At 37.4% G+C, this 16,352-nt stretch carries 16 protein-coding genes; 12 read left to right on the top strand and 4 right to left on the bottom strand.

Annotated elements, in window-relative coordinates:
* The first annotated feature begins 11 nt into the window (after positions 1–11).
* From ABDJ41_RS01610 to ABDJ41_RS01600, 3 genes are all read left to right on the top strand, one after another.
* Entirely contained in the window at positions 12–1,037 is a 1,026-nt protein-coding gene (locus ABDJ41_RS01610) for a sensor histidine kinase (RefSeq protein ID WP_349783985.1), read from the top strand.
* A gap of 86 nt (positions 1,038–1,123) precedes the next feature.
* A complete protein-coding gene (locus ABDJ41_RS01605) occupies positions 1,124–1,765 on the top strand; it encodes a DUF47 domain-containing protein (protein WP_349783984.1) in 642 nt (213 codons plus the stop codon).
* 12 nt (positions 1,766–1,777) lie between these two features.
* On the top strand, positions 1,778–2,788 hold the full coding sequence (locus ABDJ41_RS01600; RefSeq protein WP_349783983.1) for an inorganic phosphate transporter: 1,011 nt from the start codon (positions 1,778–1,780) through the stop codon (positions 2,786–2,788).
* A 60-nt stretch (positions 2,789–2,848) separates the two neighbouring features.
* Here the strand turns inward: ABDJ41_RS01600 and ABDJ41_RS01595 are convergent, their stop codons facing one another.
* Together ABDJ41_RS01595 and ABDJ41_RS01590 are read right to left on the bottom strand one after the other, a co-directional pair.
* Complete coding sequence (locus ABDJ41_RS01595) at positions 2,849–3,907, bottom strand: energy transducer TonB (RefSeq protein ID WP_349783982.1); 1,059 nt, start codon at positions 3,905–3,907, stop codon at positions 2,849–2,851.
* On the bottom strand, positions 3,900–4,478 hold the full coding sequence (locus ABDJ41_RS01590; protein WP_349783981.1) for an RNA polymerase sigma factor: 579 nt from the start codon (positions 4,476–4,478) through the stop codon (positions 3,900–3,902). Before ABDJ41_RS01590 ends, ABDJ41_RS01595 begins: the two co-directional genes overlap by 8 nt.
* Before the next feature lie 98 nt (positions 4,479–4,576).
* On the opposite strand from ABDJ41_RS01590, the gene ABDJ41_RS01585 reads away from it, so the two are divergent.
* From ABDJ41_RS01585 to ABDJ41_RS01555, 7 genes are all read left to right on the top strand, one after another.
* Positions 4,577–6,457 (top strand): YfbK domain-containing protein, encoded by a 1,881-nt coding sequence (locus ABDJ41_RS01585; RefSeq protein ID WP_349783980.1) that lies wholly within the window; start codon positions 4,577–4,579, stop codon positions 6,455–6,457.
* 12 nt (positions 6,458–6,469) lie between these two features.
* Entirely contained in the window at positions 6,470–7,222 is a 753-nt protein-coding gene (locus ABDJ41_RS01580; RefSeq protein WP_349783979.1) for a DUF4197 domain-containing protein, read from the top strand.
* A 49-nt stretch (positions 7,223–7,271) separates the two neighbouring features.
* On the top strand, positions 7,272–8,513 hold the full coding sequence (locus tag ABDJ41_RS01575; protein ID WP_349783978.1) for a DEAD/DEAH box helicase: 1,242 nt from the start codon (positions 7,272–7,274) through the stop codon (positions 8,511–8,513).
* Between the two features lie 31 nt (positions 8,514–8,544).
* Entirely contained in the window at positions 8,545–9,825 is a 1,281-nt protein-coding gene (locus tag ABDJ41_RS01570) for a replication-associated recombination protein A (RefSeq protein WP_349783977.1), read from the top strand.
* 11 nt (positions 9,826–9,836) lie between these two features.
* On the top strand, positions 9,837–11,312 hold the full coding sequence (locus ABDJ41_RS01565) for a DUF5687 family protein (protein WP_349783976.1): 1,476 nt from the start codon (positions 9,837–9,839) through the stop codon (positions 11,310–11,312).
* Between the two features lie 40 nt (positions 11,313–11,352).
* Positions 11,353–12,051, top strand: a complete 699-nt coding sequence (locus ABDJ41_RS01560) for an ABC transporter ATP-binding protein (protein WP_349783975.1) — start codon at positions 11,353–11,355, stop codon at positions 12,049–12,051.
* A gap of 188 nt (positions 12,052–12,239) precedes the next feature.
* Positions 12,240–12,920, top strand: a complete 681-nt coding sequence (locus ABDJ41_RS01555; protein WP_349784723.1) for a YiaD family glycine zipper/OmpA-like lipoprotein — start codon at positions 12,240–12,242, stop codon at positions 12,918–12,920.
* Between the two features lie 82 nt (positions 12,921–13,002).
* On the opposite strand, the gene ABDJ41_RS01550 is transcribed toward ABDJ41_RS01555, so the two are convergent.
* Positions 13,003–13,350 (bottom strand): hypothetical protein, encoded by a 348-nt coding sequence (locus ABDJ41_RS01550; protein WP_349783974.1) that lies wholly within the window; start codon positions 13,348–13,350, stop codon positions 13,003–13,005.
* A gap of 81 nt (positions 13,351–13,431) precedes the next feature.
* On the opposite strand from ABDJ41_RS01550, the gene ABDJ41_RS01545 reads away from it, so the two are divergent.
* A complete protein-coding gene (locus tag ABDJ41_RS01545; protein WP_349783973.1) occupies positions 13,432–14,445 on the top strand; it encodes a Gfo/Idh/MocA family oxidoreductase in 1,014 nt (337 codons plus the stop codon).
* 3 nt (positions 14,446–14,448) lie between these two features.
* Entirely contained in the window at positions 14,449–15,231 is a 783-nt protein-coding gene (locus tag ABDJ41_RS01540; protein ID WP_349783972.1) for a M90 family metallopeptidase, read from the top strand.
* Position 15,232: 1 nt separating this feature from the next.
* Here the strand turns inward: ABDJ41_RS01540 and ABDJ41_RS01535 are convergent, their stop codons facing one another.
* Positions 15,233–16,225 (bottom strand): alpha/beta fold hydrolase, encoded by a 993-nt coding sequence (locus ABDJ41_RS01535; RefSeq protein ID WP_349783971.1) that lies wholly within the window; start codon positions 16,223–16,225, stop codon positions 15,233–15,235.
* Between the last annotated feature and the right edge of the window lie 127 nt (positions 16,226–16,352).

Here is a 16,352-nt window from a genome sequence, read left to right as displayed (position 1 = left end):
AATTTATAGGAATGAAATTAAGTGTTTTAGTATTAATTGCTGCTTTCGCAGTGGGTCTCTCTATCGGTCTGGTTAATTATTATTTCCAGCAAAACTGGTATTATATGCTGGTATCTTTTGCAGTTACTTTCATCACTAGTTTCATTGTATTTTATTATTTACTTGAGAAGTATATCTATTCGAAAATTGTCTTGATTTATAAAATGATTCATAATCTAAAACTTGGTAAAGATCTTAAAGATGCTTTGGGTGAATATGTAAGCTCTGATCCAATTAATGACGTTGAACAGGAAGTAAAAGAATGGGCAGGAGCAAAGAAAAGAGAGATCGAAGAACTAAAAAAACAAGAAAAGTTCAGAAGAGAATTCCTTTCGAACGTTTCACATGAGTTTAAAACCCCCTTATTTGCCATTCAAGGATACATAGAAACTATTCAGGATTGTTTGAAGGAAGATCCGGAAATGGCCGCCAAATTCTTAGACAAAGCAGATAAGAATGTAGAGCGATTAAGCTATCTCATTAACGATCTCGACTCTATCTCAAAGTTAGAAACCGGAGAGGTACCTATTAACTATGAGCGTTTTGATTTTGTACCACTGGCCCGGGAGGTGATGGAAGGCCTTGAAGATACAGCTAACAAGAAGCATATCAAACTTTCATTCAAGGATAAGTATACACATCCTGCATTCGTACGAGCAGATCGTGAAAAAATCAGACAGGTTTTGATCAATCTGATTCATAATTCCTTAAAATATGGGAAGGAAAATGGGTCGACTGCCATAAAAATATTCGAATTACATGATCAATACCTGATAGAAGTAACAGATGATGGTATCGGAATCGATGAAAAACACCTCGCCCGTTTATTTGAACGCTTTTATAGAATAGATTCACATAGATCAAGACAAGAAGGCGGAACAGGGCTCGGTCTGGCCATTGTAAAGCACATTCTAGAAGCTCATGAGCAAATTATATCAGTAAGAAGTACATTACAAATCGGTACTACTTTTGCCTTTACACTTGAAAAGATTGGCTAACAGTCAGATGTATTTGTAAAAATAACTTAACACTTAACACTAAGTTAACATTACACTCATACTTTTGTACCATATTTTAAATCAATATGAACAGCATTTTTAAGTTCTTCACACCGAAAGATAAAAAGTTCCAGCCCTTATTTGAGCAGGCAGGAAGTAACGCTTTAAAGATTTCTCAGGCCTTATTGCTTGCGTTAAGTGCAACAGACCTGGAAAAAAGAAAAGAACACATTAAAGAAATAGAACGCCTGGAGCATGTTGGCGACGACATTACCCATTCTATTTTCCTTGAACTAAGCAAAAACTTCATCACCCCTTTCGACAGGGAAGATATCCATGCATTAGCTACTGCAGTTGATGATATTGCAGATTACATTCATGCATCAGCCAGCAACATAGAACTTTATAATGTAACTATCATTGGAGACGCAATGATTAAACTTGCTGAGCTATTGGTAGAAATGTGTACAGATCTTGAAAAAGCTATTAAAGAATTAAGAAGCTTTAAAAATATTCGCGTTATTGCTGATGCATGTGTACGCATCAACAGTGGAGAAAATCAGGCAGATTATGTTTGCAACCTTGCTATTGCCCGTTTGTTCGAGTTTGAAACAAATGCCATTGAATTGATTAAACAAAAGGAAGTGCTCCAAACCTTAGAAACGGCTACAGACAAATGTGAAGATGCGGCGAATGTGCTGGAATCTATTTTGGTAAAGAATGCTTAAACCTTCAAAAAAATGGTAACTACTTTATTGGTCGTTGTGATCTTCCTGGCCATTGCCTTCGATTACATAAACGGCTTTCATGACGCTGCAAACTCTATTGCAACCATTGTATCTACAAAGGTACTATCACCATTTCAGGCGGTATTATGGGCTGCAGTATTCAACTTCGCAGCATATTTTTATTTTACAGATCACAAAGTTGCCAATACCATTGCTAAAACTGTAGTAGAAAACTTTATTACACTTGAAGTAATCCTTTCAGGACTCCTTGCAGCTATTGCCTGGAACTTATTTACCTGGTGGTTTGGTATTCCTTCCAGTTCTTCTCACACGCTAATAGGCGGTTTTGCAGGAGCAGGAATGGCAAAAGCATTTTCTATGGGTGCCGATGTAATGTCGGCCATTAATTTTGCTCCAATTCTAAAGGTTGTGGCATTTATTGTACTTGCACCCGTAATAGGTATGATCATATCAGTAATCATATCCATTATAATCTTACATATTTCAAAAAATGCCAGGCCATCAGTGGCGGAGAAATGGTTTAAACGCCTTCAGCTAATTTCATCTGCTGCATTGAGTTTTACACATGGTGGTAATGACGCTCAAAAAGTTATGGGTATCATTTATGTAGCCATGGTTGCCGGTAATGTATTGAACTCTGGAGATACAATGCCTGAATGGATTCCTCTTACTTGTTATGCGGCTATTGCCCTAGGAACAATGAGTGGAGGATGGAAAATTGTCAAAACAATGGGATCAAAAATCACTAAAGTAAATGCATTTGAAGGCGTTGCTGCCGAGACTGCTGGTGCTGTAACCTTAGGTATCACAGAACACTTTGGTATCCCGGTTTCTACAACCCATACCATTACAGGTTCTATTGTTGGTGTTGGTTTATTAAAAAGGGTTTCAGCAGTTCGCTGGGGAGTAACAGTAAGTTTGCTTTGGGCATGGGTTTTAACGATCCCTGTTTCTGCAACACTTGCCGCAATCTTATTCAGTGTAATCCACCTTTTCTTTTAAGAATTTAAGATAGTATAACACAGAACGGCCTGTTTCATGATGATGAAACAGGCCGTTCTGTTAAAAGTCTATTTTAAAGGTCATCTTGCTATTTTCTTTTGTTGGCTGTTCCCATTTAGGCCCATTTAAAAGTAACCTGATGGCTTCTTGTACATACTTTTGATCAGCAGATTTCAATATTTTTATGTCCTCCGGAGATCCGTCTTTCCCTATTTTAAATTCCAACTGAACAAATTGTCCTGATAATTCTTCGTTTTTAAAAGCATTATTCTTGTCAATGTAAGTCCATAATTTATCCCATCCACCAATAGGGTTTGAGATCAATGGCCCTTTGTTAACCTTACTAGCCGACCCTCTAATCATCACACCGGCAACTCGTCCTGAAAGCGCGGCATTAACTCTGGAACTATCTGTAATACTCACTTTTTTTTGTGCACCATATCCTACAACTACTACTTCATTCAAAGTTAAAGAATCTATACTTCTTGTTTGTAATGGTGCTGCTGCAACAGACAATGACTCAACAAAAGCCTTGCGTTTGACTGGATCAACAGAAACAACAGTTTCGTTTAGCTGATCCGCAGCCGCAGGGGGCAAGCTTGCCCTTGGTTTAACCCGTGCAGCATAACTGTTCGTTTTTGCCACTTTAACAGCTTTTTCAATTTCCTTTTCTCTTATTTCATCAGCAGATTCACTAGCTATAACTGGTGCAGATTGAACAGCAGGAGGCACAACTTCTGGTGTAACGGGCGCAATAGTCACATCAACCTTTTTAGCCCTGCCAGCCAACTCTTTCTGATAGTTATTTTCTTTCATCCAGAACATCACACTAACTGCTACAAACATAACCGCAGCAGCAGCAGCAATACTTAAGCGCTGCCAGGTAATTACGGAAGTCTTCTTAAAATTCTTATGTTCAGCAACCCTTTCATGCAATTGCTTCTGAAGTAAAGAAATAGACTGCAAAGAGCGTTTTGGCGATGCACTTAAACCCGCTAAGGCTTCTGCGACAAAAGGATCTTCTAAAGCTTCACGCTCAACTCTATTCATGGTTTTTGCATCAAGTTTACCATCAAGGTAATCCTCTAAAACGTCTATATCTAACCAATCTTTATTCACCGTTATTCTTTTCTATACAAATTTTAAGATTTCTTTTTCCGTTCTGAATATAACTCTTCACTTTCAACAACTCATAACCTGTGATATCTGCAACTTCCTTATAGCATTTTTCCTGCAAATAAAACAAGTCAACGCTCACGCGCTGCTCTTCCGTAAGTGTTTCCATACACTTTTCCATAACGGTTAGCTTCTTCTCTTTTGTATCATCAATATCAAGATGCACAAAATCTGTGTTTTCCACAAAAGTATCATCTATAGAAACCGTAGTATGTTTAGATTGTTTACGTAATGCCATTAAACAGTGGTTGCGCGTAAGTACATGAAGCCAACTTTTAAAATTCTGAACCTCATGAACCCTTAGCTTTAGTACAAGCTCCTCAAATATCTGCATTACCGCATCCTTACTTTGCTCCTCATCTTTCAAATAATTTAAGCAAACCCCAAAAACAAGGTGCATATACTTATTATAAAGTGTACCCAATACCTCCAGATTGCCACTACTCTTATAGTGTGCAATTAAAGCAGCATCATCCTGCTCCTGTTTAGCGCTATTATTTTTTATAAACTTCAATGGGTATTTAAGGCATAATCTGCTCAAGTATAAAAATATTTTCTGACACTGGTATGGAAATTCTTCAAAGCAGGCATCATTTGAAAAACAGAATGATTATGAAAAGATTATTGCTACCCTTAGTTCTACTCATATTTATGAGCTTCCAGGAAAGTCATGCTTCAGTGAAAGTAATTACCGGAACAGTTATAGACAAAATATCCAGACACCCCATCCCGGGAGTACAAGTCAGTACAAGGAACAGCAAAAAACATGTAGTAACCGATAAGGATGGAAAATATAGCATAACCATAGAAAATGAAAATAGCCAACTTAAGTTTACTTATATCGGTTACAAAACTCAGACTATAAAAATCGGCAACTCATTAATCATAAATATCGAGCTCGAAGCCACAAACCTTAGGCTTAAAGAAATGGTCATTAAAAGTCAGGAACCACAATATGAGATGCAAAAAGCAGATCCCGCCCAAAGATCTGCTCAAAACATAGTTATTAGGGGAATGTCTTCCGTGCATAAGGGTATTTATATCCAACAAAACACTGAAAGCTATGCAACAGTTAAAGAAAACGGCTTCCAAAACCCCTTCAAAAATCCATTATCAACTTTTTCCATTGATGTTGATGCAGCATCCTATAGTAATGTACGTCGCTTTATAAACAATGGCTCATTACCACCTAAAGATGCGGTAAGGGTAGAAGAGATGATCAATTATTTTGATTATGAATATCCACAACCCAAAGGAAATGCACCTGTAAACATTATAACAGAAATTTCAACAGCACCATGGAACACAAAGCATAAACTAGTACAAATCGGCTTGCAGGGCAAGAAAATTGCGACAGACAATCTTCCCGCCTCTAACCTTGTATTTCTAATTGATGTTTCCGGCTCTATGAATGTGCCAAACAAACTGCCTTTATTAGTTTCTTCTTTTAAACTTTTGGCCGATCAGCTTCGCGCTAAAGATAAAGTAGCTATAGTTGTTTATGCTGGAAGATCTGGATTAGTCCTTCCAGCTACGGCAGGCTCCGATAAATCAAAAATTAAAGAAGCCTTGAATGCCTTAAGTGCAGGTGGTTCAACAGCAGGTGGTGCTGGTATTGAACTTGCATATAAAGTGGCTGGACAAAACTTTATTAAAGGAGGAAACAACAGAGTCATTCTTGCTACAGATGGCGATTTTAATGTAGGAGCTTCAAGCGATAAAGACATGCAAACTTTGATTGAGGAAAAACGTAAAACAGGTATCTATTTAACCGTACTTGGTTACGGCATGGGCAATATAAAAGATAGCAAAATGGAAACACTGGCCAACAAAGGCAATGGAAATTATGCCTATATCGATAACATAAGTGAAGCCCGAAAAGTGTTAATCAACGAATTTGGCGGCACCTTGTTTACGATTGCAAAAGATGTCAAGTTACAGGTTGAATTTAATCCTGAAAAAGTACAGGCTTACCGTTTAGTTGGCTATGAAAATAGATTATTGGAAGACCGTGATTTTAATGACGACACAAAAGACGCTGGAGAAATGGGCTCTGGCCATACAGTAACTGCTTTATATGAAATAATCCCAACAGGTGTTAAAAGTAGTTTCGCAGGTACTATTGATGATTTAAAATATCAGGAAAACAAAAAAACCAAAACCAATGGCAATAGCAGGGAGATGTTAACTGTAAAACTAAGGTATAAAGATCCCAATGGCCATACCAGCAAAATGATACAGGAAGCCGTTGTTGATCGTTCTTCTCCTCTTATCAATACCAGTAATAACTTCCGATTTGCAGCAAGTGTTGCCGAATTTGGAATGTTAATCAGGCAGTCAGATTTTAAACAGAATGCTTCATTTGAGCGTGTTATACAAACAGCTTCGGGAGCAATGGGTAAGGATAAAGAAGGTTATCGTTCTGAATTTATTAAACTAGTAAAATCTGCCAGATTAATGGCCGGAGATTTGCTATCTTCGATCGAAAAATAACCAGCATACAAAATGAAACACATTAAACTTGCTTACACTACCTTTCTAGCTTGCTTACTGGCGATCAACTTACCGGCACAAGCTCAATTGAAAATTGGAGATATCTTTAAAAAAATAACTGGGAGTGGAACATCAGCAAGTGGAAACCCAAGCACATTAGAGATTGCTTCAGGTATTAAACAGGCGCTTGAAATAGGCACATCTCGTGGGGCAGATTTGCTTTCAGCAAAAGATGGATTTATGGGAAATATGGCTGTAAAAATCCTATTTCCTCCGGAGGCGCAAAAGGTAGAAAAGACACTTCGTAGCATTGGCATGGGCAAACTTGCCGACAATGTAATTTTGAGTCTGAACCGTGCAGCTGAAGATGCAGCAAAAGAAGCAAAGCCTATTTTTGTATCTGCAATTAAACAAATGACTATTACTGATGCAACCAACATATTATTAGGTAAACAAGATGCTGCAACCAATTATTTTAAAAGAGTAACTACAGCACAGCTGATGGAAAAGTTTAAACCAGTAATCAATACTAGTTTAGCAAAAGTTGGAGCAACGAAGTATTGGGGGGATGCAACTGGACAGTACAACAAACTTCCATTGGTAAAACCTCTAAATACAGATTTGTCAGATTACGTAGCACAAAAAGCTATTGACGGTATGTTTATACAGGTTGCACAAGAAGAACTTAAAATCCGAGATCAACTCGGAGCAAGGTCTACTCCTCTCTTACAAAAGGTGTTTGGTTACGCAGATAAGAATAAGTAAAATAAATAGTTTACTTTTATAGGGTAAATACTAACAACATAAAAGTATATTGGATTTTAAAGATTTTAATTTTAACCCTGAACTACTAGAAGGGTTATTAGCAATGGGGTTCCGTAATGCAACTCCAATCCAGCAACAGGCAATTCCACTTATCTCAGCTAAGAAAGATTTAATTGCCTGTGCACAGACGGGAACAGGAAAAACAGGGGCATACCTTCTGCCTATCATGAATATGATTGCAGGAACGGAAGAGCGTCATAATAACACATTGATATTAGCACCAACAAGAGAGCTTGCACAGCAGATAGACCTGCAGGTGGAAGCTCTTTCTTATTTCACAAATATAAGCTCACTAACCGTTTACGGTGGTGGTGATGGAATTGCTTATGAACAGCAAAAAAGATCAATGCGTGAGGGTGTCGATATTATTATCGCCACACCGGGACGCTTGATATCTCATCTTTCTTCCGGTGTTTTGAAACTTGATCAATTACAACACCTGGTACTTGACGAGGCTGACAGGATGTTGGACATGGGTTTTTACGATGACATTGTGAAAATTGTAAGTTACCTGCCAAAAGTAAGACAAACAGTAATGTTCTCTGCCACCATGCCTCCAAAAATCAGAAAGCTTGCTGCGAGCCTGTTGCATCACCCGGAACAAATCAGCCTTGCTATTTCGAAGCCTGCTGAGGGGATTTCACAACAGGTATACATGGTTCATGATGAACAAAAAGTCTCATTGCTTACCAGCCTGCTAAAAACAGATGAATATAAAAGCATTATAGTCTTTGCTTCTACTAAGGAAAAAGTTAAAAATCTTGGCAAAGTGTTTAGGAAATTGGGCCTAAAAGCAGAATCTTTCCACTCTGATCTTGGACAAAAAGAAAGGGAAGCCATCTTACTACAATTTAAAAACAGGCAATTGCCCATCATAATCGGGACTGATGTATTAAGCAGAGGTATTGATGTAGAGGGCATAGATCTGGTCGTTAACTTTGACGTTCCTCATGATGCAGAAGATTATGTTCACCGCATTGGACGTACAGCAAGAGCGGCGACTAAAGGTACTGCCATTACTTTGGTTAATCATAGGGATAAACGCAAACTGGCTCTTATTGAAAAGTTGATAGAGAAACAGATAGACAGGATGCCATTACCAGAACATATTGGCGAAGCTCCGATTGAGAAAGCGGGAGACTCAGCCGCATTAAAATCTGAGAAGAAGCCTGGCTCAGTTAAAGGAAAACCAAAACGCAAATTCTGGAAAAAGAAACCAAAAGCAGAATAAGATAAACGGGTTTCTGCGTATCTTTACTTTTATGCAAAACCTCCCTCCTTTAGCCGAACGTATGCGCCCACAGAATCTGGATGAGTATGTGGGGCAACAACATCTGGTAGGACCTGATGCAGTTTTAAGAAAGGCCATACAAAGTGGACAACTTCCGTCAATGATTTTTTGGGGGCCTCCAGGAGTTGGCAAAACAACACTTGCCTATATCATTTCCCAAACATTAGACCGTCCTTTCTTTAACCTTAGTGCAATTAACTCTGGAGTAAAAGACATTAGAGATGTGATAGATAGAGCAGCGGCACTTAAAGACAGCTTTATGGGTCTACCCATTTTATTTATTGATGAGATTCACCGCTTCAGCAAATCACAACAAGACAGCTTGCTTGGCGCTGTAGAAAGGGGCTTAGTAACATTGATCGGCGCTACTACTGAGAACCCATCCTTTGAAGTAATCTCAGCTTTACTATCCCGATGCCAGGTTTACATCTTAAAAGCATTGAATGAAGAAGACCTATCAGGGCTATTGCAAACGGCAATTAAAGAAGATGTTATTCTTAAAGAAAAGAAAATCAACATCAAAGAGCATGAGGCTTTAATTCGTTTATCTGGTGGGGACGCAAGGAAATTGCTAAATGTTTTAGAAATTGCTATCAATGGTATAGGTGGCAGCAAAATAACACTAACCAATGAAAGTGTGTTAGCTCATGCGCAGCAAAATCTAGCCTTATACGATAAAGCCGGGGAACAACATTACGACATCATCTCTGCATTTATAAAGTCCATCAGGGGCAGTGACCCTAATGGTGCAGTTTATTGGCTTGCCCGAATGATTGAAGGCGGTGAAGATCCATTGTTTATTGCTAGACGATTGGTTATACTCGCTTCTGAGGATATTGGGAATGCAAATCCAAATGCATTATTATTAGCAAATAATTGCTTTCAGGCTGTTAACGTAATCGGCTTTCCTGAATCAAGGATTATTTTATCTCAAGCTGTAACCTATATGGCTTCATCTGTAAAAAGTAATGCTGCTTACGAAGCGATAAATAAAGCGCAAATGTTGGTTAAGCAAACCGGAAACTTACCTGTCCCTTTACATATTCGCAATGCGCCCACTAAATTGATGAAGAACATTGGTTATGGGAAGGACTATAAGTATTCACATGGTTATGAAGGCAATTTTGCTCCACAGGAATACCTGCCAGAGGAATTAAGTGGAACTAAATTGTATGACCCAGGGAGTAATCCCGCTGAAGAAAAACTAAGAGAACAGCTGAGAAAAAACTGGAAAACCAAATACAACTACTAATTCTATAATATATGCTCGCAGTCTTTTTAGATCATCAATGGAAAGCTTTCTGGCGTTCAAGAAATAAAGGAAGCAGTATCGCTGCAAATATTTTTATTGGACTCGCTGTATTATATCTCCTTGTTTTGGCTATCGGTATTGGCGTAAGTATGGAAATAATTATTGAAAAAGTCTTTCCAGATAAAGATACCATCTCTGTATTTAATGGTTTTATACTTTACTATTTTGCGGTTGATTTTGTAATGCGCATGCAATTACAAGAATTACCAACATTGAGTGTCGCACCATATCTGCATTTAAAAATCTCAAGAAACAATCTGGTGAATTTTCTAAATATCCGCTCTTCATTTACTGCTTTTAATATTTTACCTCTATTTATATTTATTCCCTTTTGCTGTACCGCCATAGCTGATATTCATGGTTATTTTGCTGCTGTCATGTATATCGTTACCATATTATCCCTCTGCATATTTAATAATTATGCGGTCATGTATATCAAACGGCTAACTACCCTCAGTATTAAGGCAATCTTACTTGTTGTACTGGCTATTTCGACTTTAGCAGCAATGGAATATTTTAAAATCTTTTCTATCTCAGCAATATCAAATACTGTATTCGAAATTATTGCCTTATATCCCATAACTGGTTTTGCTTTTACCATTGCAGCAATACTTGTCCTGATGCTAAATAAGGCATACCTAAAAAGTAACATGTACATAGAAGAATTAAGTGCTGCCGAGGTAAAAAAAATGAGTACAGATTATCCTTTTCTGGACAGGTTTGGTCCTGTTGGAGTCTTAACAGCACTGGAGCTTAAACTTATTTTAAGACATAAAAGGACGCGTACTATGTTATTCATGACTCTATTTTTCCTGTTTTATGGCTTAATCTTTTACAGACAGGATCTAATAGAACAGGATAGAATAAATTCAATCATTTTTGCTGCAGTATTTATGACAGGTACTAGTATTTCTATGTATGGGCAGTTTATGTTTGGCTGGCAGGCAGCACATTTTGATGGTTTGATGGCGAATAAAATCAGCCTTAAGGATTTTATTACCTCAAAGCTTTTGTTCTTCACAGCAATATCTTCCATTGTAATGGTAATCACCTGCCTCTATGGACTCATCAGCTGGAAAGTATTGTACATTCAACTCGCTACGTATTTATATAATATTGGAATAGGTACCATAATCATTCTTTATTTTGCAACAAGAAATTCAAAAGCCATAGACTTAAATAAACGGGCAGCATTTAATAATCAGGGTGTGGGTGCTAGTCAGTTTATAATGGTAATCCCATACTTTGTGCTACCGTATGTGTTTTACTGGCCATTTTCTTATTATGGCCATCCTTATTGGGGTATAGCGTGTTTAGGCTTGGTCGGAATAATCTTCTTATCTACCAGAAACTTCTGGATAACATTCCTGGTTAAAGAATTGAATAAAAGAAAATATAAAATCGGAGAAGGATTTAGACAACGTTAACATTCAAGAACTTTAAAATATTAAGGCCTATAAAAAAATTATGATCTTAGAAATCTCAGACTTAAAAAAAGTTTACGGAAACAGAACAGTTGTCGACATTAGTGATTTAAAAATCAATGTTGGAGAGACAATTGGTCTTGTTGGTAATAATGGTGCTGGAAAAACCACACTATTCAGAATGCTACTCGATTTAATCCGACCTACTCATGGACATATATTATCAAAAGGGAAAGATGTGTCTATCCATGATGCATGGAAAGACTATACTGCTTCTTATCTGGATGAGGGTTTTTTAATAGACTACCTGACCCCGGAAGAGTATTTTATATTTATCGGTAGTTTACATAATCTAACTGCAGCACAAGTAATGGACTATCTGAAACAATATGAAGAGTTTTTTAATGGAGAAATCGTTAACAGAGGCAAATACATCCGGGATTTCTCAAAAGGTAATCAAAACAAAATTGGAATAGCCACTGCCATCATGCAAAAACCGGAGTTACTGATACTAGATGAACCATTTGCCAATTTAGACCCCACTACACAAATCCGCCTTATCACATTGATCAGATCACTAAAAACCGAACAGGCAATTACTACAATCATATCCAGTCACGATCTGAACCATGTTACCGATGTATGTGATAGAATTATTCTTTTAGAAAAGGGATTAATCATAAAAGATTTCAATAAAGACGAAAATACATTAGAAGAGTTAAAAGAATATTTTTCGGAATAAACTCAACGTGTCTAGAAAAACAGTCACACAAAAATCACACAACCTTAGTTTTGGGTCATTCTCGCATTAATCATAACCATTTTAAGGATTTCGCATCCCATATTTTCAAATCAACCGCTTTTTATACAGAAACAAAAAATCTTGGCATTAGGTTTGACTAATCGAATTTATAACAAATGAATACAATTATGATGACTTCAAAATTTAAAATAGCAACATTTAGTATAGCATTATCTCTTGGTGCGATGGCATTTCAAGGTTGTGATAGTTTAACAAAAACACAAAAAGGAGCAGGTATTGGTGCTGCTACGGGTGGTGTCATCGGTGCAATTATTGGCAAAAAAGCTGGTAATACTGCTGTTGGTGCTATTATTGGTGCTGCGGTTGGTGGTACTGCCGGTGGTTTTATCGGTAAAAGGATGGATAAACAAGCTGCAGAAATACAAAATGCTATTCCTAATGCAGAGGTAATCCGTGAGGGAGAAGGTATCATTGTTAAGTTTGATAGTGGTATTTTATTCGGTTTTGATAAATCTGACTTAACTGCTCAAGCCAAAACAAACGTTAAATCATTAGCTAGTTCGATTAACCAATACCCAGGAACAGATATTAAAGTAATTGGCCATACTGACAATAAAGGTACTGAGGCATACAATATGGGGCTTTCGGAAAGAAGAGCTGCAGCTGTTAAAGCTTATGCAGTTTCTCAAGGTGTACCAGCATCTCGTCTGATCACTTTAGGAAAGGGTTTTTCTGAGCCAATCGAAGATAATTCAACGGAAGCTGGAAGAGCTGCAAACCGTAGAGTTGAGGTAGTTATCGTTGCCAATGACCAATTGAAAAACGAAGCTAAGGCTCAAGGAAAATAATTCATCTTACTTACATCTACCTATAAAAATAAAAGCCCGTTGTACTAAGTACACGGGCTTTTTACATTTACAATTTGTGTATCTATGATCCGTAGATATCTTCGAAATAATGAATGGCAAGAGATTTTAACAATAACTCTTGTTCCATCATTGCAAAAGAGGGAACAGGTTTTACCAGTTTCCAATGGGGCCAACCATCCTGATCTAAGCCTTCCAGTTCATAGAATCCCATCTCGCTTAACAAGCGACAGGTAGCAATATGCATGAGTTCTTCCTTTTGACGTTTACTGTATTTGCCAGGTCCTTTACCAAGCTCCTGTACACCAATTAAAAACAGTACTACCTTCAAGTCAGGAACATCAGAGTCAAACTCCTGTGCTATCTTTTGTTGCAAAACTTTCCATTTTGCATGTGTTTCTGCAGGCTTCATGGTACAAAGATACAATTTCGAAGTCCAGCTTTGTGATAATAAATGAATGAGAATTGAAACCTTATTGCTAATTTTAGAGCTATGGAGAAAGCAATAGTAACAGGCTTATTGGCCTTTGGTATGTCGGGAAAAGTGTTTCATGCACCATTTATTGATGCACACCCCGGATTCAAATTTCATGCAGTATTAGAACGTAATCAGAAAAATGCAGCACAAGAATATCCAGGTGTAAAAAGCTATGATAGTTTTGATGAGTTGATTGCAGATCCAATAATAGAGCTCGTGATTGTGAACACACCAAATTTCACTCATGTTGATTATACCCGCAAATGTCTCCAGGCAGGAAAACATGTTTTGGTCGAAAAACCATTTACACCAACATCAGCAGAAGCAAAAGAACTATTTGACCTTGCTAGAAGTGTAGGAAAAAAGATCTTTATTTACCATAACAGAAGATGGGATAGTGATTGTACCTCTATTCAAAAAGTTGTTGAAAGTGGACAATTGGGCCAAATCAATGAAGTGCATTACAGATACGACCGCTATAGAAAAGCCATTGGCCCCAAAACCTTTAAAGAAGAACCAAATCCGGCAAGTGGTCTATTGTATGATCTTGGGCCTCATCTGTTAGACCAGGCAATCAGCCTGTTTGGCAAGCCGATCTCCTTCTATAAAGTACTTGGGAAACATAGAGAAAATACTAAGGTAGACGATTATTTCATGATACACCTGGCATATCCAAACGATCTGAATATTTTCCTAACTTCAAGTTTATTGGTAGCTGATCCACAAAAAGCATTTGTATTACATGGCTCTGCGGGTTCTTTTGTTAAAGGCCGCTCTGATGTTCAGGAAGAACAATTGCTAAAGGGCATGAAACTTAATAATCCAGTTTATGGAATAGAGCCGGTTGAAAGTAAAGGCCGCCTAACCATTATAGATGATCAGGGAAATCCTCAAGTGAGCTATGTAGACTCTGAAGATGGCAATTATATTGGATTGTTTGAAGCTGTTTATCAGGCTATCGTAAATGATGTCCCTTATCCGGTTACAGAAGATCAAATCATAACGCAATTAGAGATCCTTGAAGCATAGCCAATGCTTACTACTCTTATTTTACTCATTCCAATATTTATAATTATAGTTTATACTATTTTAAGAGCACGTACGCCCAAAATAGCTGCAATAATTTCACTCAGCGACCAGGAACGCGACCTGCTAATTAATCATGTCCAATATTATCAGCAGCTGAATGCTGCTGATAAACAAAAATTTGAACAAAGGATAGTTGCTTTTTTATCATATACGCGTATTGAAGGAGTCGGTACAATAGTTGAACCTTTAGATAGGATGCTAATTGCTTCCAGTGCCATTATACCAGTGTTTGGCTTTGAAGATTGGAAGTATAAAAATCTATCCACGGTACTTCTATACCCCGACACTTTTAACAAAGATTTTCAATTTGAGGGTACCGAGAGAAGTATTTTGGGAATGGTTGGTGAGGGATATATGAATGGTCAGATGATCTTATCGCGTGCAGCACTATTCCACGGATTTTCTAATGCCACAGATAAAGAAAATACAGCAATCCATGAATTTGTTCATCTGCTGGATAAATCAGATGGTTCAATTGACGGAGTACCAGACTACCTAATGAAACATGAATACACCATACCCTGGGTAAAAATGATTCATCAGGAAATGCAGAATATAGAAAATGGCAAATCGGACATTAATCCTTATGCAATTACAAATGAAGCTGAGTTTTTTGCTGTGGTGTCTGAATATTTTTTCGAAAAACCAACACAATTAAAAGCGAAACATCCAGAGTTATATGAGATCCTGTCAAAAACCTTTTTACAAGACCGGGCAAATAAATAGCTTACAAACTACCTAAAAGGGCAACACCAAACTCTGCTGGTATTTCAATATGCGGAATGTGTCCACAACCATCAAATTCAATAATTTTAGCGCCTGGAATTTTAGTAGCTGTTTGCTTCCCTAAAAACCTGTATTGACCATATAAAGCTTGCTGATCAGGGCTTAAAAAGCCTTTGCCCACAATCGTTTTATCTTCCTTTCCAATAAATAAAACAGTTGGCACCCTTACATTGATAAATTCATAAACAACTGGTTGCTCATATATCATCGTATAAGTCATCGCTGCAACCTTTGCTGCTCTTGGAAAATCTGCACTATTTGTAACTCCAGCAGCAATACGAACCAACTCCTCATACTCCGGCTTCCATACCGTGAAATAAGAGTTCTGGTAATACTTTCTTACACTTTCCGCTGTAGCTTTCAATTCATTTGAATACTGCTGCTCCGTGGAAACATAAGGTACAAATCTGCGATAATCCTCAAGTCCGATCGGATTCTCAAGCAGTAGTTTCTCAGTATGTTCCGGATACATCAATGCAAATCTTGTAGCCAACATCCCCCCCATTGAATGGCCCAATACACTGGCTTTCTGAATACCTAAAGCATCAAGCAACGCTTTATTCCATGCTGCCATCTGATGAAAGCTATAATGTATAAAAGGTTTAGATGATTTCCCAAAACCAATCTGATCTGGTACAATTACTCTGAACCCTCTTGAAGTTAAAGACTTTATTACTCCTGACCAGTAATAGCCTGCAAAATTTTTACCATGAAATAGCATTACTGTTCTGCCATTAGACAATTGAGTAGGTGCAACATCCATATAAGCCATCCGCACATCCTGCCCCTCAACAGAAATCGGGAAGTATTTTACCGGATAAGCATAAGGAACATTCTCTAATGTTATAGATAAGGTATCTGTTTTTTGTGCTAATACTGCTAAAGTAGACGTACAAATTACAAATAGAGCCAGGGTTATTCTTTTAATAAACATAGGTATTTTTTAAATCAATGATGATTTTTGAAAGATCTAAACTTACACATAATTTATATTTAGAGTGTAATTTAAACCAAAGATTACAATTAAAGCATCTAAAAAAAGAATATAAAATAAGATTTGT

It is taken from the genome of Pedobacter sp. ASV1-7 (assembly GCF_040203335.1).
Lineage (GTDB): Bacteria > Bacteroidota > Bacteroidia > Sphingobacteriales > Sphingobacteriaceae > Pedobacter.
This window is presented reverse-complemented; position numbering and strand designations above follow the sequence as displayed.

What these genes read in the sequence shown, in the direction of transcription:
- ABDJ41_RS01610 (WP_349783985.1), top strand. Translation starts at nt 12, where the DNA reads ATGAAATTAAGTGTTTTAGTATTAATTGCTGCTTTCGCAGTGGGTCTC.
- ABDJ41_RS01605 (WP_349783984.1), top strand. Translation starts at nt 1,124, where the DNA reads ATGAACAGCATTTTTAAGTTCTTCACACCGAAAGATAAAAAGTTCCAG.
- ABDJ41_RS01600 (WP_349783983.1), top strand. Translation starts at nt 1,778, where the DNA reads ATGGTAACTACTTTATTGGTCGTTGTGATCTTCCTGGCCATTGCCTTC.
- ABDJ41_RS01585 (WP_349783980.1), top strand. Translation starts at nt 4,577, where the DNA reads ATGAAAAGATTATTGCTACCCTTAGTTCTACTCATATTTATGAGCTTC.
- ABDJ41_RS01580 (WP_349783979.1), top strand. Translation starts at nt 6,470, where the DNA reads ATGAAACACATTAAACTTGCTTACACTACCTTTCTAGCTTGCTTACTG.
- ABDJ41_RS01570 (WP_349783977.1), top strand. Translation starts at nt 8,545, where the DNA reads ATGCAAAACCTCCCTCCTTTAGCCGAACGTATGCGCCCACAGAATCTG.
- ABDJ41_RS01565 (WP_349783976.1), top strand. Translation starts at nt 9,837, where the DNA reads ATGCTCGCAGTCTTTTTAGATCATCAATGGAAAGCTTTCTGGCGTTCA.
- ABDJ41_RS01560 (WP_349783975.1), top strand. Translation starts at nt 11,353, where the DNA reads ATGATCTTAGAAATCTCAGACTTAAAAAAAGTTTACGGAAACAGAACA.
- ABDJ41_RS01555 (WP_349784723.1), top strand. Translation starts at nt 12,240, where the DNA reads ATGATGACTTCAAAATTTAAAATAGCAACATTTAGTATAGCATTATCT.
- ABDJ41_RS01550 (WP_349783974.1), bottom strand. Translation starts at nt 13,350, where the DNA reads ATGAAGCCTGCAGAAACACATGCAAAATGGAAAGTTTTGCAACAAAAG.
- ABDJ41_RS01545 (WP_349783973.1), top strand. Translation starts at nt 13,432, where the DNA reads ATGGAGAAAGCAATAGTAACAGGCTTATTGGCCTTTGGTATGTCGGGA.
- ABDJ41_RS01540 (WP_349783972.1), top strand. Translation starts at nt 14,449, where the DNA reads ATGCTTACTACTCTTATTTTACTCATTCCAATATTTATAATTATAGTT.
- ABDJ41_RS01535 (WP_349783971.1), bottom strand. Translation starts at nt 16,225, where the DNA reads ATGTTTATTAAAAGAATAACCCTGGCTCTATTTGTAATTTGTACGTCT.